This is a genomic window from Pseudodesulfovibrio sp. 5S69 (genome assembly GCF_037094465.1).
Taxonomy (GTDB): domain Bacteria; phylum Desulfobacterota; class Desulfovibrionia; order Desulfovibrionales; family Desulfovibrionaceae; genus Pseudodesulfovibrio; species Pseudodesulfovibrio methanolicus.
This window is the reverse complement of record NZ_CP146609.1, coordinates 776945-797325: the sequence shown is the minus strand read 5'-3', so window position 1 is coordinate 797325 and position 20381 is coordinate 776945. Positions and strand designations below refer to the sequence as shown.

17 protein-coding genes are annotated in these 20381 nt (G+C 62.6%); 4 read left to right on the top strand and 13 right to left on the bottom strand.

Annotated features, from left to right (window positions below; all coding sequences use genetic code 11):
- Window positions 1–298: 298 nt before the first annotated feature.
- The 9 genes from V8V93_RS03750 to V8V93_RS03710 form a co-directional block, all read right to left on the bottom strand.
- Window positions 299–988, bottom strand: a complete 690-nt coding sequence (locus V8V93_RS03750) for a GntR family transcriptional regulator (protein WP_338669037.1) — start codon at window positions 986–988, stop codon at window positions 299–301.
- Window positions 985–2256, bottom strand: coding sequence for an imidazolonepropionase (gene hutI, locus V8V93_RS03745; RefSeq protein WP_338669036.1), 1272 nt, complete (start codon window positions 2254–2256; stop codon window positions 985–987). The genes V8V93_RS03750 and hutI overlap by 4 nt, the downstream gene beginning before the upstream one ends.
- Before the next feature lie 46 nt (window positions 2257–2302).
- Window positions 2303–2986, bottom strand: a complete 684-nt coding sequence (locus tag V8V93_RS03740; protein WP_338669035.1) for an AroM family protein — start codon at window positions 2984–2986, stop codon at window positions 2303–2305.
- Window positions 2987–3075: 89 nt separating this feature from the next.
- On the bottom strand, window positions 3076–3924 hold the full coding sequence (locus V8V93_RS03735; RefSeq protein WP_338669034.1) for an ABC transporter substrate-binding protein: 849 nt from the start codon (window positions 3922–3924) through the stop codon (window positions 3076–3078).
- Between the two features lie 194 nt (window positions 3925–4118).
- On the bottom strand, window positions 4119–4889 hold the full coding sequence (locus V8V93_RS03730) for an amino acid ABC transporter ATP-binding protein (protein ID WP_338669033.1): 771 nt from the start codon (window positions 4887–4889) through the stop codon (window positions 4119–4121).
- Between the two features lie 2 nt (window positions 4890–4891).
- A complete protein-coding gene (locus tag V8V93_RS03725; RefSeq protein WP_338669032.1) occupies window positions 4892–5770 on the bottom strand; it encodes an amino acid ABC transporter permease in 879 nt (292 codons plus the stop codon).
- 629 nt (window positions 5771–6399) lie between these two features.
- Window positions 6400–8550 carry a methyl-accepting chemotaxis protein gene (locus V8V93_RS03720; protein ID WP_338669031.1) on the bottom strand — a complete coding sequence of 717 codons (2151 nt, stop codon included), beginning with the start codon at window positions 8548–8550 and terminating at the stop codon, window positions 6400–6402.
- A 230-nt stretch (window positions 8551–8780) separates the two neighbouring features.
- Window positions 8781–9890 carry an NADH:flavin oxidoreductase/NADH oxidase gene (locus V8V93_RS03715; protein ID WP_338669030.1) on the bottom strand — a complete coding sequence of 370 codons (1110 nt, stop codon included), beginning with the start codon at window positions 9888–9890 and terminating at the stop codon, window positions 8781–8783.
- A gap of 145 nt (window positions 9891–10035) precedes the next feature.
- Window positions 10036–12216, bottom strand: coding sequence for an MASE3 domain-containing protein (locus V8V93_RS03710; RefSeq protein WP_338669029.1), 2181 nt, complete (start codon window positions 12214–12216; stop codon window positions 10036–10038).
- Between the two features lie 325 nt (window positions 12217–12541).
- Between V8V93_RS03710 and V8V93_RS03705 the strand changes: the two genes are divergently transcribed.
- Window positions 12542–12877, top strand: coding sequence for a peptidoglycan-binding domain-containing protein (locus tag V8V93_RS03705; RefSeq protein ID WP_338669028.1), 336 nt, complete (start codon window positions 12542–12544; stop codon window positions 12875–12877).
- 82 nt (window positions 12878–12959) lie between these two features.
- Here the strand turns inward: V8V93_RS03705 and V8V93_RS03700 are convergent, their stop codons facing one another.
- The 3 genes from V8V93_RS03700 to cooS form a co-directional block, all read right to left on the bottom strand.
- The gene (locus V8V93_RS03700; protein ID WP_338669027.1) at window positions 12960–14963 is read right to left on the bottom strand and encodes a methyl-accepting chemotaxis protein; all 2004 of its coding nucleotides are present in this window, start codon (window positions 14961–14963) and stop codon (window positions 12960–12962) included.
- A 149-nt stretch (window positions 14964–15112) separates the two neighbouring features.
- Window positions 15113–15910, bottom strand: coding sequence for an ArsA-related P-loop ATPase (locus V8V93_RS03695; protein WP_338669026.1), 798 nt, complete (start codon window positions 15908–15910; stop codon window positions 15113–15115).
- A gap of 287 nt (window positions 15911–16197) precedes the next feature.
- The gene (cooS, locus tag V8V93_RS03690; protein WP_338669025.1) at window positions 16198–18075 is read right to left on the bottom strand and encodes an anaerobic carbon-monoxide dehydrogenase catalytic subunit; all 1878 of its coding nucleotides are present in this window, start codon (window positions 18073–18075) and stop codon (window positions 16198–16200) included.
- A 434-nt stretch (window positions 18076–18509) separates the two neighbouring features.
- Between cooS and V8V93_RS03685 the strand changes: the two genes are divergently transcribed.
- Window positions 18510–18758 (top strand): hypothetical protein, encoded by a 249-nt coding sequence (locus V8V93_RS03685; RefSeq protein WP_338669024.1) that lies wholly within the window; start codon window positions 18510–18512, stop codon window positions 18756–18758.
- Here the strand turns inward: V8V93_RS03685 and V8V93_RS03680 are convergent, their stop codons facing one another.
- Window positions 18759–19418 carry a Crp/Fnr family transcriptional regulator gene (locus V8V93_RS03680; RefSeq protein WP_338669023.1) on the bottom strand — a complete coding sequence of 220 codons (660 nt, stop codon included), beginning with the start codon at window positions 19416–19418 and terminating at the stop codon, window positions 18759–18761.
- Window positions 19419–19529: 111 nt separating this feature from the next.
- Here V8V93_RS03680 and V8V93_RS03675 point away from each other — a divergent pair, with 111 nt between their 5' ends.
- Both V8V93_RS03675 and V8V93_RS03670 read left to right on the top strand, forming a co-directional pair.
- Window positions 19530–19703, top strand: a complete 174-nt coding sequence (locus V8V93_RS03675) for a hypothetical protein (protein WP_338669022.1) — start codon at window positions 19530–19532, stop codon at window positions 19701–19703.
- Window positions 19704–19705: 2 nt separating this feature from the next.
- A complete protein-coding gene (locus tag V8V93_RS03670) occupies window positions 19706–20326 on the top strand; it encodes a class I SAM-dependent methyltransferase (RefSeq protein ID WP_338669021.1) in 621 nt (206 codons plus the stop codon).
- Window positions 20327–20381: the final 55 nt, after the last annotated feature.

The window sequence follows — 20381 nt, the reverse complement described above, 5'->3', positions numbered from 1 at the left end:
GATCCTCTCCGTCACACTGGCAGAGCCGGCTGCAAACATCGCAGGCGGCTCTGCTTGCGTTATCACCGGAAAAGACTTTCGTGATCAGCAGGCCGCGCGTTCAAATCCCCTTTCCGGCTCCCACCAAAACAATGACTTGCAGCAATTTCAGCTACAATTCATCGCGGTCCATCGGGAATAGCGCGTGGCATGCGGGGAAGGAAAGCGTCCAAGAAAGATCTCCATGCCCCACTCGGATACCGATCCGCAATCTGGAAAAGAGCAGGCGGCTTTCACCTCCGCTTCAACCTCACAGAGTTCATCTACGGCCCAGGCGGGGTTCCTGTTCCTGTGAACGTATCTGCGCTGTTACGAAATCTTTCCCGTTGGGGATATAATCATCCACCCACTTTTTGGCACCTTCCACGTCACCTTTGAGAACCATCTCCGTCATCCGACGATGATTGGCAACCTCTTTTTGCGTATCATCCCGATCGTTCTCGATACAGGCGATGATGACCTGCAGGGTCTGCATCAGGCTTTCTTCCAGTTCCGCAAGCTTCAAACTCCCCGTTAGTCCAACAAGGGCCTTGTGATAATTGATGTGCGCATTGGCGATAACCACCGGGTCATCCTGATTTGCGGCGGCTTCATAGGCGGACGTGCTGTTTTCCAGGGCGCGCAACAAGTGATCGGAGGTCGTGGGAATGCACTCGCAGGCCTTGATTTCCAAGATGTGGCGGGTCAGGAAGATGTCGTCTATTTCATCGAGACTCAATTTCCGGACCGATGCCCCCCTGTTGGGCAAATGCACCACAAGCTCTTCCGTCGACAAGATACGCAGGGCTTCCCGCACCGATCCGCGAGAAACACCGAGAGAACGGGAAAGAGCAACTTCCTTGAGTTGATCTCCTGGCAAGAAGGCTCCCTTGAAAATAGCGCGCCGAAGTGTTTCGGCTATTTTCTCAACGCCGCTCACCTCGGTTCTATTCGTCAGCTCGGCTTTCATAACGTTCCTAACTCCTGCTTTCTCGCTTCCCAAATAACGTCCCCCTGAGATATCGCCGCATCCACAAGCGGGGCGCCTATGGCCGTACCCAATTGGTTGGGGTGCCCGCAACGGAAAATGGTCACATCTCCGCGTTTGCCCACATCCAGTGACCCCCGGTCCTGATTCCTGCCCAGGGCATATGCGGCATTCAGGGTCGCGCCCACAATGGCCTGCGCGGGCGTAAATCGAAACCAGGAACACGCCGCCGCGATGGTCAACGACAAAGAGGTGGCCTGGAAGGACGAGCAGTAGTCGGTCGCCACGGCCACGGGCACGTTGTTCTCGATGAACAGCCTCCCGTTGGCCTTTCTGTCATCAAGGTAGAACTGCTCGGCTATCGGCAGCAGCACGGCAACGGTTCGGGTCGCTCCCACGGCATTGATCTCGGCATCCGGCGTGTAGGTCAGGTGGTCCGCGGAAAGGGCCTTTCCCTCCACTGCGGTACGCCAACCAAGCGAGTCGGAAGAGGCATCCGCATGGACACGCACGGGTAAGCCGACGGAGTGTGAATATTCAATAAGTTCCTTTGCCTGGCTCCTGGAAAAATCACCATTTTCACAAGAAAGATCCTGGGACTCCGCAATGCCCTGCGCGAGCACTGCCGGAAGCATCTCGTTCTTGACGTTTTCCACGAACTCTTCGGAACTGCGGCCGTCCTGAGGGGCGATGTGGGCCCCAAGAAAGGTGAACACGATGTCCATCCGGGTCTTCCGGGACGCCTCCTTGAGCAAACGCAAGAGGCGCAGTTCCCCATTGGTGTCCAGCCCGTAACCGGACTTCACCTCGAGCGTGGTCACCCCGCCCGCCGCGATCTGCGCAAAGGCCCACTCGGCCTGCCGCACGAGTTCTTCATCGCTGGCCTTGCGGGTACTCTCGATAGTGGACCAGATGCCGCCGCCTTCCGCGCGAATGTCCCTGCCGCTGGCCCCCTCGAGCCTGCGAACGTATTCCCAGTGGCGGTTCCCGGCAAAAATCGGATGCGAATGGCACTCCACCAGCCCGGGCAGGACGGTCTTGCCTGTTGCGTCCAAGACGAGGGCGTGATCGCCGAAATCTCGCAAAACACTTTCGGTCGGGCCCACGGCAACGATCTTCCCGCCCCGGATAGCCACGGCTCCGTCGGGGATGATGTTCAACTCGCTCTGGGTCCTTCCCGCTCTCGGCTGGTTGTCGTCCGAGACGCAGACCAGACTCTTCGCATGCACTATGGTAAGGTTGCCGTTCACTTCACCCTCTGCTCAGCCAACTTGTATACGACGCGCCACCGGCAGGTCATAGGAACTCCCGAAGGATACGGGCCGTGATGCTGGTCGCATTCAATGTCGCAATCCCCGACACGTTACGCACCAATTGGCGCTGCTCTACCGTAAACCCCATGTCATCCAACAAAATATACTCAGCCCCCGACGCTTGCGCCCTGCGTGCCGCCTCGAAGAGGCGCTCTTTTCCGTCATACGGAGAAGAAATCGCTGTCGACACCCGGGCCGCGTAGGGCTGCCACTGCATCGGAGCGGCGGCCATGTCGGACTCCGGTCCGATCACGCACAGGTGCGAATGCCGGGCCACTGTCGCGACAACGGAACGAATGAACGCAATGGGCTCTATGAGCCGGGGCACGGCTTCCTTCAGCGCCGGGAATTCACCGGAACAAAGCAGAAAAAAAATATCGCATTGCGTTTCAAGTTCCCGCGCCGCGGCAATCAGGCGCGGAAGCAAATGCCGTTTCGCGACGCACACGCCTTTGGGCTCCCCCTCCCCCCTGAGCACGCATGTCTCTATGCCGGGTTCCCCCTCAACGGGAGCAAGATCCGCTATGGATTCCTCGGACAATCCGTCAAGCCCGCCCCGCTGTACGAACCGCACATCATCCCCCAGGATTCCGCGCAGGGAGGGTTCCACATCCGTACGGGGCGATTGGCCGAGAGTCAGTATACCAAGTGTAAACGTATCGTTCATATATCCCTGTCAGGGGAAAAATTCCTGTTGCCAGGCAAGGAGGAGCCACCCTCGGACAAGAGTGGCTCCTCCATATCATTCCACAAATCCTAATTGACGACTTTGCCGTTGATGAGCGGACGGGGCAGAGCGCCGGACTCGGCGCCCCACTTCTTCATGATCGTCATATACGTGCCGTCGGCAAAGACCTTCCGAAGGGCGGCGTACACCGCGTCACGCAGCTGGACGTTGTCTTTGCTGAAGGCGATGCCGTAAGGATTGGACTCCAGCAGCGGTCCGACCGCCACAAAAGCCCCCTTCTGCTGCACATTGGCCCAGCCCAAGGCCTCGGGGCTCAGAGCGGAGGCCTGCGCGCGGCCCTGCAGCATCTGCATGCGGGCGGAAGCGGCGGAGTCAACGGCCATGATGTTGATGCCCTCCTTGCCCTTGGAGACCAGGTTGTCCTCATTCCACTTCTGCATGGTGGTCAGATAGTCCGTGGAAGCGGAAACAGCCAGGGTCTTGCCATCCAGGGCCTCGAGGCCGGTGATCTCCCCGGCAAGAGCCTTTGTGGTGAAGCACTGGGTCCCGGAATTGAAGTAATCGATGAAATCCAAGGATTGACGGCGGACAGCGCTGTCGGACATGCCGGAGATGACCATGTCGACACGCTTGGTGTTGATGGAGTTGATCAATTGGTCGAACTGCTGATCATCGAACTGGATTTTGACGCCCAACTCTTTGGCAATGGCCTCGACCAGCTCCACATCAATGCCGATCAGGGCGTCGGTACCGGGCTTCTTGAATTCCATGGGCGGGAAAATACCATTGATGCCGACGATGATCTTTCCGCCTTTCTTGATGGAGTCAGGCAACAGATCATGGCTTTCGGAGGCAAAGGCCGTCCCAACCAGACCCAGGACAAGCAAACACAAGACAATGGCGATGACTTTCTTCAAAACGCTCTCTCCTCTCAACACGTTCCATTGAATGGGTTACAGTTCATGCGTCATGCGGCACAAGGCATCGGTCTGAACGGAAACGTACCCATCCTCCTCACGGAGGAGTGCATCTTCCGGCAAGCACCTGACCATGTATCCGCTGTAATCATTAAATAATTTATGAATACTTTTCTTGTCGAAGCACTCTGGGATCAATCGATGGAACCCAAAAAAGCCCTTGTGCGATCATGCCGGGGGTTCTCGAAGATATCAGTCGGGGTTCCCTCTTCCAACACGTTGCCCTCGTCCATGAAGACCACTTTGTGAGCCACATTCTTGGCAAATTCCATCTCGTGGGTGACCACAACCATGGTCATGCCGCTTTCGGCAAGGTCGCGCATGACCTTGAGGACATCCCCCACCAGTTCAGGATCCAAGGCACTCGTGGGTTCGTCGAACAACATGAGTTCCGGCTCCATGGCCAGGGAACGGGCGATGGCGACGCGTTGCTGCTGACCGCCCGAAAGTTGTTTGGGGAACCGGTCGGCCCAGTCGCGGAGCCCCACCTTGGCCAACAGGTCGTAGGCGCGGGCCTTGACCGTTTCCGGTTCTTTCTTCAACACGGTGACAGGTCCTTCCATGACGTTTTCCAATGCCGTCATGTGCGGGAAGAGATTGAAATTCTGGAAAACCATTCCGATTTTCATGCGCATCTTGCAGAGCCCGCTTTCATTCTGCTCGTACAGTCTGCCATTTCGCTCGTTCATGCCCACAAGCTCGCCGCCAACATAAATCCGGCCGGCATCAATGCTTTCCAAATGATTGATGCAACGAAGAAACGTGCTCTTGCCGGAGCCGGAAGGCCCCAGCAGGCACAAAACCTCGCCTTTGTTCACTTCGAGATTAATTCCTTTGAGAATCTCGTGTTCACCAAAAGACTTATGGACGTTCAACGCCCGAAGCATCGGTTCGGTTCGAGGCATGGCTAGGCGCTCCCCTGTTGCTTTCGACAAAGAAGATTCGACTTGAAGACGGCGAGCAGGCTCCGCCGGGCGGTGAACGTGTGTCCACGATTGAACCGACGCTCGATTCCCACCTGGCAAAAGCTCAGCAACGTCACGACGATCAGGTACCAGCCTGTGGCGACGATGAGCAATTCCATGACCTTGGCATTGACGAAGTAGATAAGCTGGGCCCGATGCAAGAGCTCGGTAAAGGCAATGGCGCTCGCCATGGAGGAGGTCTTCAGGAGGCCTATGAATTCATTCCCCACGGGAGGGACGATGACCCGCATTGCCTGGGGCAAGACAATGCGCCGCATGGCTGTCAGACGGGTCATCCCCAAGGTCGTTGCGGCGTCGACCTGCCCTTTGTCCACGGAGAGAATGCCGCTGCGGACGATTTCGGTCATATACGCGCCCTCGTTGAGGCCGAGGCCGAAGAGCGCGGCAACGAATGGCGTCATGACGTCCACCATCCTGTACTCTGCGAAGCCCAGGTTAACGACAGGAAAGATAAGCGCCAGATTGAACCAGATAAGTAGCTGCAAATACACGGGGGTGCCGCGGAAGAGCCAGATATACAGGCCGGAAAACCAGCGTGTAACGGGATTTTTCGACAGCCGCATCACGGCAAAGACAACGCCCAGAATCAGGCCCACCGCCATGGAACAGACCGTGATGAGGATGGTATTCCCCAAGCCTCGCATGAGTGCGGGCGAGAAAAAGAACTTACCCACCACAGGCCAGTCTATCTGGCCGACAATGAATGCATTGATGATGAGGCAAAGGAGGGCGACCAGGACTGCGCCCGAAACCCAGCGCCCGTAATGTCTAAGGGGAATGATCTTGTCGCTTGTTTCCATCTCGATTCCAAATGGTCCGTGTTGCCGCGATCCATTCCGGCTGTGCAATCAGCCCGCTTCCACGGGGTACAGGTCGAAACGGTCAATATTGTCCTACAATCTTTGTCCTACAATATTCTCCACGTCAAGCGGAACTTACGGGGTACCGCGCAAGGACGGCCAACCGCTCGCATTCCCTGTTTCCCGCCGTGATAGCTCGGCCAGCCCATGAGCGGGCTACTACGGCCATTTCCAAGGCTTCGCCCTTCCCTTCCGTACACCCTCCTCCCGGCTCCCCCTTCCCGGCACGACTGCCATCTTGAAACTGTATCCCCTTCCTTATATTCGTGCTCACCCCGCAGCCCTTTCGGACCGACTGTCAGCCGGAGGGTACCCTGGTCGGGATGCACGCCCAAGTCCGCGCCGGCAGTACTGCCGTTGTGGCTGGCAGGGAGACTGCCTGACGAAAGATGAACAGGTCAGCGGCATCCTTCCCTATGACGCGCCGTGCATTCACGAGGACTTGCAGTTGCGGCTGCAAATCCTTTTTCTTGGGACGGCTGGGCCCCCGGCATGCGGCTGGCGGCGGATTTCAAAAAAAAGGACGGGACCTTGCGGTCCCGCCCCTCTGTTATAGTTGTTCGAATCGTCTAGAAGCGTTCGAAGTCGTTCTGGTCGTCCATGTCCATTTCGAGGGCCAACCCCTGGGACTTGGCCGGGGCGGGCTTGCTCTGGGGAATGGCGGCAGGCTTTCTTTTGACCACCTTGGTGGTGGAGGTGCGGCGGAGGCCGCCGTCGTCCACGTGGAAGAAGGCCATGACCTCCTGCAGGTGCGTGCCCTGGCTGGCCAGCTCCTGGCAGGTGGAGGCCATTTCCTCGGACGCAGAGGCATTCTGCTGGATGACCGAGTCGAGCTGGGCGATGGCCTGGTTTATCTGGGTCGCGCCGGCGTTCTGCTCGTTGCTGGCCGCAGTGATGTCCTGGACCAGGGTAGCGGTCTTCTCGATATCCGGCACCAACAGCTTGAGCATCTCGCCCGCCCGCTCGGCGACCTCGACGCTGCTGGAGGACAGCTCGCTGATCTCGGCGGCGGCCGTACCGCTCCGCTCGGCCAGCTTGCGGACCTCGGCGGCCACGACCGCGAAGCCCTTGCCGTGCTCGCCTGCGCGGGCCGCTTCGATCGCTGCGTTCAGCGCCAACAGGTTGGTCTGTCTGGCAATTTCCTCAACGATGGAGATCTTCTCGGCGATGCTGCGCATGGACACCACGGTCTTTTCCACGGCCTCGCCGCTGACCCGCGCGTCATCCGCCGCCTTGGTGGCCAGGGTATCCGTTTCCTGGGCGTTATGGGCATTCTGGGCGATGTTCGCGGTCATCTCCTCCATGGACGAGGTGATCTCCTCGATGGAGGCGGCCTGTTCGGTCGCGCCCTCGGACACGGCTTGCGAGGAGGAGGACAGTTCGGAGCTTCCGTCCGCCACGCTCCCGGAAGCGGACTTGACGTCCACCACCACGTCCTTGAGCTTATCGGCCATATCCTTCAGGGTCCGGGAGAGGGCGCCGATCTCGTCCTTCTGCTTGACGTCGATGCGGTTGTCCACGAAGTCGCCGCCCGCGATCTTCTCGGCAAACGCCACGGCCTTGCGCACCGGGGCGACCAGGCCGTTGGCCAGGAACCAGAGGACCAGGCAGGCCAGGACCACGATACCCGCTCCGGCGCTCACGCCGATGATGATGTTCTGGCGGGAACTCTCGGTCATGAACTCCGCGAGCTGCCGGGCGTCGGCAAAGACCACGGCGCGGTCGACCTCGATCAGGATGCCCCAGGGCGTCCCGGTCCGGCCCAGCTGGATCGGGGCGCTGACGTCAACGTTTTCCTTGTCCGGATCCATGTCGACATAGGACTTGCCGCCCTGGATGCTGTCCACGATCGTTTTCCAGTCGCCCTGGTAAATATCCTTGAACGGCTTGCCCACCGCCTCGGGACTCCGGCTGTCCGCGACCACGATGCCGAGATAGCTGATGACCTGCACGCGGGCCTTGCCGCCGTACAGGGACTTGGCCACTTCCTCGCTCAGCTGCTGGATGAACTTGAGCCGCAGGTCGGTGCCGGCGACGCCCAGGAACTTCCCGTCGAGCATGATCGGGGCGGACATGGTGGTCAGCCATTCCTGGCGGCCCTGAACGATGTAGGGGAAGGGATCGAGAATGTTCTCCTTATGCCGCTGGCGGGGGAACAGGTACCAGCCACCCTTGGTCACCCCGTTGGGGTGCTTCGAGGCGTCCTCGTACCCGACCAGGGCCTGTCGCGCTATGCGCCCGTTCTCGTCCCGGTTCCAATAGGGAACGAACCGCCCCGTGTCGTCGTGTCCCGTGGACTTGTTCCCGGCATGGAGGGAGTCCTGGCCGTCCAGGGCGTTGGGTTCCCAGGCGCTGTAGGCGCCCAAAAATTCCGGGTTGTTCTCCAGGACCTTGAGCAGGATGTCGTTGAACGCCGTGCGCAGGTCGAAGGTGGCCCCGGCGCCCGAGGCCTTCCTGACCGCATTGAAGGAGTCGGCGATGGTCCGTGCGGTGTCCAGGTTGATGTTCAGCTTCTGGCTGATGTTCCCGGCTTCGCGCTGGGCCACGGCCGTCAGGCTCTGGCGCGTCTGCTTCTCGATGAGCGCATTGACTTTTTCCCCCACGAACCGTTCCGACCGCGACTGCGAAATCATCTGGATGCCGACAAGCACCACGACGGTTGTAAGAAGACATCCTCCGGCCATGACGACGATCTTCGTCTTGATGGATTTGAACTGCATATCCTCACCTGCTGTTTTGTCGGACTCTCCACCGGCTTTCACGGAGCCGGCGGCCCCTACAGATACTGCCACATGAATAGACGATACCCGGACAATTCGGCCTGATCCATTATTATAACGCAACGGGAACATACTATTCTCTCACCCGGCGGCACCGGGGCCGCAACGCAAAAACGCCCCGGAAGCCTTGACTTCCGGGGCGCCGTCCAACCTGTCGCCTGCGTTTGAGCCTAACGCTCGTCGCTGGCCTTGTAGCGGTCCAGCCAATGGGCGTAGGACGCGGGCAGGGTGGCCCAGCCGGGGTTTTCGATACCATAGGCCTTGGCCAGGGCGTAGGGAAAGTGCGGATTGGACAGATGGCGGTGGCCGAGCATGACCAGGTCGAGCTGGTCGTTCGCCAGGACGTCGCGGATGATCTCCGGAGTGTCCACGTTCCAGGCCGCGGACACCGGGATGCCGACCTCGCGGCGGATGCGCGCGGCATAGGGCACGACCAGGGCAGGGCCCCAGGGGATGTTCGCGTCCGGGGTGGAGAAGCCCAGGCTCGCGTCGAGCAGGTCCAGGCCGAGTGCCTTGAAGTCCCCGACCAGGCTCACGGCGTCCGCGACCGTCTCCTCGTCCCTGCCGTCGAACTCGATGACCCCGAGCCGCGCGGCCAGGGGCAACCGCTCGGGCCAGACCTCGCGGGCCGCAGCCAGCGTCTCGCGCAGGAACCGGCCGCGTCCGGCCAGATCGCCGCCATATTCGTCCGTGCGCTTGTTGGCGTGCACGGACAGAAAGCTCTGCCCCAGGTAGCCGTGGGCGAAATGCAGCTCCAGCCACTCGAACCCCGCGTCGCGGGCGCGGCGCACCGCGGCGGTAAAGTCCGCCTGAACGCGCCGGATGTCCTCAAGGGTCATCTCCCTGGGCACGCGCGGCAGGTTGGCGCCGAAGGCCACGGCCGACGGGGAGATGGTCTCCCAGGCCCTGGGGTCGTCCTCGGCCATGTGGTCGTCGCCCTCCCACGGCACGTTGGCGCTCGCCTTGCGGCCCGCGTGGCCGAGCTGGATGCCGGGCACGGCCCCGGCTTGCTTGATGCTCGCCGCGATCTTCGCCATCTCCTCGGCCTGGGCCTCGTTCCACAGACCGGTGCAGCCCGGCGAGATGCGTCCCTCGGGCGAGACCGCCGTGGCTTCCACGATGACCAGTCCGGCTCCGCCTCGGGCCATGGAAGGATAGTGGACCTCGTGCCACAGGTTGGGTACCCCGTCCACGGCCTGGTATTGGCACATGGGCGGCACCACGATGCGGTTGCGCAAGGTGACGTCCCTTAACGTGAATGTATCAAATGCGTTGGCCATGATCCCTCCGATATGTCCTTGTCGGGTTGTTGTCGCGGCTACGGGACGCGCCCCGGCCTCGGGGCACGCCCTACCGCCAGGGTAGGCCCGGTAGGCGGCCTTGTCACGGCCAATCTGGGAAAAAAGGGGAAGGTCGGCGGGACCGTCACGCCCCGGGCAGGTGAATGGAGATGATCGTGACGTCGTCCTCGTCCGAGGTGTCGAGGCGCAGGCCGTAGCCCATGACGTCGGCCATGAGCTTGGAGGAATAGGTGCCGAGCCCGGTGCCGCGCTTCTTGCCCCATGTCTTGTACTTCTCGAAGAACTGATCGCGGATCTCGGCCGGGACCGCCCCTCTGTTGCGGATGCTGATGACCCGGCAGGGAATCCCTTCGACGCTCACCTCGACCGGATAGCCGTCGGGCGAGGCGTCCACCGCGTTGGCCACGAAGTTGCTGAGCATATGGTAGAACAGGTCCTTGTCCGACCGGATCAGGCATCCCTGGCCGCAGGCCGCCTGTTCCACGGACAGGTCCAGGGGGATTCCCTTGGTCCGGGCCGGACCGGCGTGGTCGTTGAGCACGGTCTGGACGACCTCGACGACGTCCACGTCGGCCGGCGTGTATTCATAGACCCCGGTCTCCATCTTGAACAGGTCCAGGGAGTGGTTGACCATGTCCAGAATCCGATACCCCGTGCTCTCGATGAGCCGCACCAGGGTCGTCTGTTGTTCGGACAGGTTCCCTTCGTCCAGAAGCAGTTGGGGGATGCCGATGATCCCGTTGAGCGGGCTCTTGAGATCGTGGCGCATGATCTGCTCCACATCCTCCTTGAGTTTTTCCAGGGCCTTGCGGTCGGTGATGTCCTCGAAGGTGGCCACGAAGTTGACCAGCGCGCCCTGCCGGTCGGTCACGGGCGCGACCATGACGTGCTCCCAGAAGCGGTCCCCCCGGCCGTTGCGGCGGGACACGTCCCCCTGCCACAGGCGGCCGACACGCAACGCCTCCCCGACCTCACGGGCCACGGGGGCCTCCGGATCGTCGGCCAAAAACAGGGCGATGCCGCGGCCCAAGGCGTCCGCGCCGGTGATCTCCTGGCGGCTGTAAAAGGCGGGGTTGCCGTATTCGATGACCCCCTCGACGGAGGTGACGACGATGCCGATGGGACTGCTCTCCACGGCCCGCTGGAGCTGCCGGAGTTCAAGCTCGTGGAGCTTGCGTTCGGTCACGTCCCGGTCCACCCCCCGGTACCCGGCAACGCTGCCGTCGGCGCTGAGGATGGGCACGCTGCGCGTCTCCATGATCACCTCTCGCCCCTCGACGCTCCGGAAGGTGTTCTCGCGGTGCACCGGCTCCCGGTTCCCGGCGGCACGGCGAAAGGCCTCACGCGCCGGTCCGGCCTGATCGGCGGGCATGAAGTCGAACGGCGTCATCCCGAGCATCTCCTCGGAGGCGTAGCCGAGGATGGCCGGAGCCAGGGGGCTGACGTAGGTGTAGCGCAGCCCCTCGTCCACCTCCCAGATGAGGTCCCGCGAGCTCTCCACCAGTCCGCGGAACTTGGTCTCCGAGTCCTGCAGGGCGCGGAAAAGGACCGCGTGCGGGGCGGTGATGCCCGTGGCCACCAGTGCCCGGTAGATGAAGTAGAAGGAAAAGAGCTTGAAGTAGTGGCCCAGCAGGTTCGAGAAACCGTAGTTGCTGATGTAGAAGGTGAAGGCCAGCTCCGAGAGGATGGTGAACAGCAGGGACCAGACCAGCCAACGGTGGACCACCGGGTCGAACCGGTCGCGCATGCGGAAGAGCAGCCAGGCAGCCGCCCCGAGGATCAGGCAGATGATGTATTCGCTGATCTTCTTGAACGGGGTCAGCCCGGTCCCGTCCACGAAGCAGACCGGGAATATCTTCCACCAGAAGATGACGGCCACGATCACGGCGGTGATGGCGAAATAGGCCGAGAAGACGCGGACCGCGTTCACGGACCGGCTCTCCCTCAGGAACACGAAGGCGACCAGCAGGGAGAGGCTCTCCATGTAGCGCGTGGCTATCCACACCTGGTTGGCGTAGTAGTCATAATCGGTGAAGATGCCCATGCCCTTGTAGGACATGGTGTGCAGGAGGTCGAGAAAGGCGATGAACAGGTAGGCGATTGCCAGGAAGAGGAGATAGTTGCTCTTGATGTAGTATCGCGAGTTCCAGCCGATGGTGAAGATGCCGAAGGCGACCACGATGGAGAACATCTCGACCAGGGTATGGAAGAGGAGGTAATTTTGGAGGCTGGCCAGGTACAGCCCGAGCAGAACGACGACCGCGAGCGTTGTCTTGAAGAAGAGGGAGGTGGATTTCGTGTGCAAGGGTTCCTCGGAGGTTGCGGCGCTTTTCTTCATACCTGCCAGTCGGGAGTCCAACATCCTTATATAGAATCCCGGCGACAATGTACAATTATAACAGGGAAGGTTTGGTGACGGTGGGGTAGAATTCAGCGGTCCGGCCGGAAGGTGGCGACAAGACATAGTGTCTTGCATCAAGACAAACAAGATGCCCACGGATTGTGGATCAGGGCCGGATTCGGGCCGCAGCGGCATGGGCGGTACACCGGCTGCTCCTGCTGCGCCTGAGGGTTCCGGACCGGACGGCCTGCCCATCGCAATTCGATGCCCCGGGCTATAGCGCCACTTCATGGTCCTGTACCTGTCCAGCTTCCTGATCACCATGAACGTGGGCTTCATGTTCCAGGCCGCGTACCCGCTGTTCGCCCGGCGCGGCCCTGTGGCTCCCGGCCGTGCTCTTCGCGGCCGCAGCCTGCGTGCCCGCCTCGACCTGACCAACCCGGCCGACGTGCGGGTCATCCAGCAACGGTTCAAGGCCATCGGCCTCTACTCCATGGCCGAGGACGGGACCATCGGCCCCGGCACCCGGCAGGCGTTCGACGTCTTCGCGGACCGGCACAACCTGCAACGGGGGCTGTGGACCGTGAACATGCAGATGCTGCTCTTCCGGGGGGCCCGCCTCTAGCCGCTTCGGCCCGGAGGGTCCGCGCGGGCCCTCCGGGCGCCCCCGGCACGGCCGCCCGCGCTCCCAAGCCGGGCCCGAAGTCCTAGAACTTTTCGAAATCCTCGTCGTCGCCCATGTCCAGGGCCAGGCCGGAACCCTTGGCCCCGGTGCCGCCCTTGGCCTTGGGCTGCGCGGCAGGCAGGGACTTGGCGGCCGTCCGCCGGGCCACCACCGTGGTCCGGCCGCCGCCGTTGGACGCCACCTTGAAGAAGGTCATGGCCTCGGCCAGGGCCTGGGCCTGGGCGGACAGCTCCTCGCTGGTGGAGGCCATCTCTTCCGAGGCCGAGGCATTGCCCTGGACCACGTCGTCCAGCTGGGTGATGGCCGTGCCGATCTCGTTCACGCCCTTTTCCTGCTCCAGGGAGCTGGAGGCGATCTCCTGGATCAGTTCGGCGGTGCGCCCGATCTGCGGTACCAGCTCGTCGAGCATCCGGCCCGCCTTGTCGGCCACACCCATGGAGGCCGAGGACAGGTCGCCGATCTCCTCGGCCGCCTTGCCGCTGCGCTCGGCCAGCTTGCGGACCTCGGCCGCGACCACTGCGAACCCCTTGCCGTGCTCGCCGGCCCGGGCGGCCTCGATGGCCGCGTTCAGCGCCAGCAGGTTGGTCTGGCGGGCGATCTCCTGGATGATGGTGATCCGCTCGGCAATGGACTTGAGCGCGCCCATGGCCTCTTCCACCGCCTGGCCGCTCTCCTTGGCCCCCTCGGCGGCCTTGCTGGCGATGGCCTCGGTCTCCTGGGCGGAGCGGGCGTTGGTCCGCACCCCGGCGCTCATCTCCTCCATGGAGGCGGAAATCTGCTCGATGGACGCGGACTGCTCCACCACGGACTGGGACAGGGACTGGGCCGAGGCGGACAGTTCCTCGCTGCCCGCGGACACGCTGTCCGTGGCCGCGTTCACATCGGCCACGACCTTGTTCAGCCGATCGGCCATGGAGGTCAGGGCGGCGGCCAACTGGCCGACCTCGTCCTTCTGGTCCAGGTCCACCGTGGCGGTCAGGTCGCCGGTGGATACGATCCGGGCGAAATCCATGCCCTTGCGCAGCGGCCCCACGATGCCGCGGGCGATGATCCAGGCCAGGAACACGCCGACCAGCACGGAGACGATGCCGAAGATCATGACGCCCATGCGGGTGCTTGCCGCCTTTTGGAGCATCTCCTCGTCGGTCATGATATTTGCGGAAATGAGGTCCATGCTCTTGTTCAGCAGTTCCTGAACCTTGTTCAGGGCGGGCACCGTGACCCCGGAATAGATGGCCTTGGCCGCCTCATACCCCTTGATCCGGGAATCGTTCAGCTTGAGCACGCCGTCGATGGCGGACAGGGTCTCATCGCCCAGCGGCGCGGTGATGTCCCGGTACCACTCCTGGGCCTTGGCCCGGTCGCCCGCGGCCAGTTCGGTGTCGATCTCGGCGGCGGATTCGTGCAGGGAGCGGTGCGGTTCGAAAATCTTCTGGACCAGAGCCCCGAACTTGGGATCGTCCTTCATCCGTTGGGCCGTCGCATCGGAATAGAGCCACTTGCCGAAGGCGCACTTGTGCGGGTCGGTCTGCACCCCGGTGCTCGTGCTCGCGGGGTCGATGAGCGCGTCCTTGATCTTGCCCATCCAGCGCAGGTGGTCGAGCTTCTTGTCGCGCAAAAAAGACCCCAGCGCCACATCCGCCGGGGCATATTTCTCGCCGATCTCCACCGCCGATTCGTGCAGCGTGTTATGGTACTTCTCGATCTCGGCCATGAGCGGCTTCAGCCCCGGCACCAACTTCTCGGCCGCAGCCCGGGCATCGCTGTAAAACCATTTGCCGAAGGCGCACTTGTGCGGGTCGGTCTGGACGTTCAGCGTGTTCACATCGGGATTGGTCAGCAGCTCGTTGACCTTCTCCGACCATTTGAGGTGGTCGACCACCTTTTGCGTGAAGTTGCCGCGCAGCTTGTTGCCGGTAATGACCTCCTTGGCATTGCTCACGATGCCGCTGATGCCGAACAGCGACCAGCCGCCAAGCACCAGCAGCAACAGCAATACCGAACCGAAACCAATACCGAATTTCAAGCAGAGTTTACAATCCTTCCAACCCATCGGACACCTCCCGGACACTCGTCATCACATATCAAGCCCATATCCCTATGCAGAAACTTGTTCCTCAATATGGGGTTGTGCAATTATAAATCTCCGGGAAGATACGAAAATTACAGTATAGCCTATCCTCTATCCTCGGTCTCGCAGGCGGCAAGCCGGTCCAACAGGGTACGCACCAGTCCGTCCAGAAGCTCGCTCTCGGGCAGTCCGAGCACGGATGCGTCCGTCATCTGACGCCCGGTCAGCCCCTCAAGGGACGGTACGGACAGCCGCCATGCAGGCAGGCCGTCCAGTCGGGGCGGCTCCCCGCCCGCGTGTCGGTTAAGGACCAGCACCTGGTTTTCCAGCCCCAGGTCCGCGGCCATGCGTCCGACCTCGGCCCCGGTCATGAGCGAACGCATGCTCGGCTCCGAGACCACCACCAACCCGTCCACGTGGGCCACGGTGCCACGTCCCAGGTGCTCCACGCCCGCCTCCAGGTCCACCAAGACCCACTCGTCGCGGTCCATGACGATGTGCGCCAAGAGCGCCTTCAACAACGCGTTGGCGTCGCATGCGCACCCGCCGCCCGCATTGGTCACTGCGCCCATGACGATCAGCCGCTTGCGCCCCGGCTCCACGCCCGGCAACGGCTCGCCGCCGAGCGGCACGTCCACGGCCAGCTCCTCGGGCAGGTCGCCCACCTCGGGGTTGAGATTCAGAAACCCGCCCTCGTGGATGCGCTCGCGCACCAGGTCCCCGCGCCGGACCAGCGGCTCGGGCAGCGCGTCCGCACCCAGCCCCGAGGCCTGACCCAACGACAACGCCGTGTCCGCGTCCACCAGCCAGACGTTCTTCCCGCTGCGGGCCAGCCAGTCCGCCACCCACGCACACAACGAGGTCTTGCCCACGCCACCCTTGCCCGCAAACGCTATTTTCATGGAAGATGCCTCCGGCGGCGGGAAGGAGAGGGAACTTCGGGAAAGTTTCCTCTCCCCTTCCCCGGACCCCCATCCCTCTCCTTTCCAGACTTTCTGTGTCGCTTCGCGAGGGGTAAACGGAAGCGGCGAAGTGTCCTGCCGTACTGACGATGACGTGAGGAGCCGGGTGCCCCGGCACTCCCCTCCGCGACCCTCCGCACGCGCGGATGCGCATACAAAAAGTTTTGAAGGGGAGTCCAGAGGGGAAACTTTTCAAAAGTTTCCCCTCTGGCCGCCGGAGGCATTCCCTACTCGCTCAGACCCAGGGCCTTGCGTTTGGCCTTGATGCGGTCGTCGAACATGTCGGCGGCCTTGACCATGTCGCCTTCGATGAAGAAGGTCGCGCCGACCAGGTCTTCGAGTCCGGACACGGCCAGGTTGGTGACCGTTTCCGAGCCGAGGATGTTCGGCGGATGGCCCAGGTGGGTGTATATGCCCGAGGCCACGGCGTAGAGGCCGATGGCGGCGGCCTTTTCCGAATACCATTCGGGCGAGGAGGCGCCCACGGGCAGGTCCGAGATGTCCACGTTCAGGGCGTTGGCCAGGGCCGCGCAGAGCTGGAGGATGCGGGCGTTGTCCACGCAGGAGCCGTAGTGCAGGACCGGCGGGATGCCGAGCGCGCCGCAGACCTTTTTCAGGCCCGGCCCGGCTTTTTCGATGGCGTCGGGCATGAGCAGCCCGGCCTTGCCCGCGGCCGTGGTCACGCAGCCGGTGACGAGCACGAGGATGTCCTTCTTGATCAGCTCTTCGGCGAGCTTCACGTTCATGGAGTCCTGTTTGATCTTGGGGTTGTTGCAGCCCACGATGCCGACCGCGCCCCGGATGTCGCCCGCGGCGATGGCCTGGACCAGGGGGTCGAGAGACCCGCCGAGGGCGGCCGTGACCGCCTCGTTGGAGAAGCCGGTCATGATCTCGATGGGTTCGCCGGGGATGTCGACGCGGCTCGCGTCGCGCTGGGCAAAGGCCTCGACCGCGATGGACACGATCTCCCGGGCCTGCTTCATGGCGGTCCTGGGCTGGAAGTCGAAGTGGATCGCACCGGTGAAGCGCGCCTTGTTGGCGGTGTCGATGAACTTGGTGTGGTAGCAGCCGGAGATCTGGACCAGCGAGGGCATGATGCACTGGTAGTCGACCACGATGGCCTCGACCGCGCCGGTGATGATGGCCAGCTCGGTCATCAGGTGGTTGCCCGCCATGGGGATGCCCTGGCGCATAAGCAGTTCGTTGCCGGTGCAGCACAGCCCGGCCACGTTGATGCCGGTGGCGCCGAGCTCCTTGGCCCGTGCGACCAGTTCGGGTTCGCGGGCGGCGGCCAGGATCATCTCGGAGACCACGGGGTTGTGCCCGTGGACCAGGAGGTTGACCTTGTCGGCCTTGATGACGGCCAGGTTGGCCGTGGACATCTTGGGCGTGGGCACGCCGAAAATGACGTCGGACAGTTCGGTGCCGATCATGGAGCCGCCCCAGCCGTCGGCCAGGGCCGTGCGGGCCGCGTGGACCATGGTGTTGGGCGCGTCGTTGTCGCAGCCCATGTGTGTGCGGTGCATCATCTCGGCGATCTCGCGGTCCACGCCGCGCGGGGTCATCTTGAGCCCGGCCCACTTGTCCTTGCGCACCTGGGGCACGCGCGACAGGAAGGAGACCTCCTTCTTGCGCGAGCCGAAGTCCGCGAAGAAGCACTCCATGACGTCGCGGGCCACGTCCATGACCGGGCGGCCGTCGGTCTGAATGCCGATCTCCCCGGCGATGGCGCGCAGTTTGTTCTCGTCGGTGATCCTGTAGTCCTTGGTCTCGCCCTCGACGATGGCCTCCAGGACCTCGATCAGGTCGCGGCCGTGGTCGGAGTGGCCGGCCGCGCCGCCGGTCACGAACCGGCCGAAGTTGCGGGCCACGATGACGTCGGCATCGGCCCCGCATACGCCCAGCGGGTTCTTCTCGCTGACCCGGCACGGGCCCATGGTGCAATTGCGGCAGGTGGTCCCCAGCTCGCAGAATTTACAGTGCGGGGTCTGCCGGTCCAGCCGGTCGTGCACGGTCTGGATGCCTTCGGCGCGCGCCTTCTTGAGCATGGCCTTCGCGTCGTCCCAAATGGTCAGTTCATCAATAGGTCTCGGTTCCTTAGCCAAAATGTACCTCCTGTCCCTTTTCGCCGGGTCCGATCAATAGCAACCCCCCGGCCGTACAATTGGTAATGCCGATAGTGGATTTCAGGGTATCAGATCGGGACGATCCTGTATGTCGGCTGGCCGACAAAACAGGCCGAAAAATCGGTTTTACCGAAAAAACAACAACGAAAAGAGGGGTTCTGAATGTGATTTTTTATAAAACCGGCAGGAAAACGGATCAAATTTGACCCTGGAAGCGTGAACAGATGAAAATCCGTTCAGTCAAAAAGGAAGCCTGAAGGCGCGTGTCGCGGGCCGGGAGGGACAATCCGGAAGAAATCGCCAACTTCCCTGGTGACACATTGTGCCAAGTGTCATAGGCTGGGCGTAATTCTATCGGCAGAGGGACACCAACGAACGGATATCAGCATACACTTCGTACCGAGGAGAGAAAGATGGCGAAACACCATGACATCAAAGGGGCCCTGGACTTCATCCGGCAAGGCTATTCCGACGGCGACGACTCCTTCAGCTTCACGGTTGCCGACATTGTGGGTGAACTGGACATTTCGGAGAAAAAGGCCAGGGACGTGCTCCGGGCGATCAACACCCGCGCCCGTTTCTGGAGAGGCGATTTCCCCGCGAGCGGCGACCTGGTCGTCAGCGGGCCGGTCTATGAGCGCATCACCAACTGGTTCGATTGATCACTTCAAATCATCCCCGGCGGCCTCGGCCAGAGCGTCGAGGTTGGGGATGAAATAGACGCCGCGCCCGCGCTTGAACATCAGGCCCGCGCGCTCCATATCGTTGAGCAGTGTGGACACGGTCTGGCGGGTGGCCCCCATGAGTTGGGACAACTGCTCAATGGTCAGGTTCAGTTCGAGCAGCCGCCCGCCGTTCTCGGGTGTGCCCGAGGTGCGCGCTTCGTTCAGGATGTAATCCATGAGCCGGTTATAGATGTCCTTGAAGGCCAGCCCGCCGATGATCGAGAACGAATTGCGCAGGATGTGGCCCAGGACGCGGACCATGGTCCGGGTGAACAGCGGGATGTCGGTCATGCAGCGCTTGACCGAGCGCACGTCCGTGAGCAGCAGTTCGGCGTCCTCCAGGACCTGGATGTAGCACCCGGAGTGGGTGGAATAGGGGTCGCCGGGGTTGAGGATGGCCAGGGTGAATTCCTTGTCTTCGTATGCCAGGTAGACCCGCATCCTGCCCTTGGCCACCACGAAGACCAGGTCCTCGGACCCGTCGGGCCGGAACACGACCTCGCCCTTGTCCACGGCCCGTTTGCGAAAGACCGCGCGCAGGTCGGCCAGTTCCGGCCGCTCCAACTCATCGAGCAGATTGACCCCGGTGAATTTCATGCCTTCCCCCTTTGATCCATCAAGATAGCATGCCTGCCGATACGACGTCCAATGGCCGCGCCCGTGTTCCGATTCGACACCGGGCAAGGTGAGTGACTTGATTCTCCGGGGATGATAGCATCCCTGTCCATGACACCCCTGCGGATACTCGCCGGCGTACTGTTCGCCCTGCTCCTGGCCGCGCAGCCCACCCTGGCCGCGTCCGGCGAACGGGCGGCCATCTTCCGGAAATACGGCCTGCCCGAGGACCGCATCCGGCACATCCTGAACGCCGACGCACCCTGACCATGGACGAGTACGGCCGCATCGCCTCCGTGTACGACCCCCTGGTGGGCCGCCCACTGCGCCCCATCCACCGGGCCATGGCCAAGCGGCTGGCCCGGACCGCCGTGACCGTCCTGGACCTGTGCTGCGGCACCGGCCTGCTGGCCGAACAGGCCCTGGAAAGCGGCCTGGCCGTGACCGGGGTGGACCTCTCGCCGCACATGCTCGCCGTGGCCCGCGCCAAGCGGCCCGGCGCGAGATACATCCTGGCCGACGCCGCCGCCCTGCCCCTGCCGGACAACGCCTTTGACGGCGCTGCCATCAGCTTTGCCCTGCACGAAAAGCCGCTCGACACGGCCCGCGCCATCCTGGCCGAGGCGCGCCGCGTGGTCCGGCCCGGCGGCCCGGTCCTGGTCGCCGACTACCTGCCGCCCGGCCCCGGCCAGTCCTGGCTGACCGGCCGGGCCATCCGGCTGGTGGAACGGCTGGCCGGGCGCGACCACCACGCCCGCTTCCTGGAGTACATGGCGAACGGCGGCGCGGTTCCGCTCCTGGTCCGCGCCGGGCTGGCCGAGCGGCTCGAACGCACCTTCATGGACGGCTGGGTCGGCCTGTACCTGTCCACGGCGTCCCGAAGCGATTGATTTCGCGCCCGGCATTCTTCATAGTCTCCACATCGAAAATTCCGACCGAGGGAGC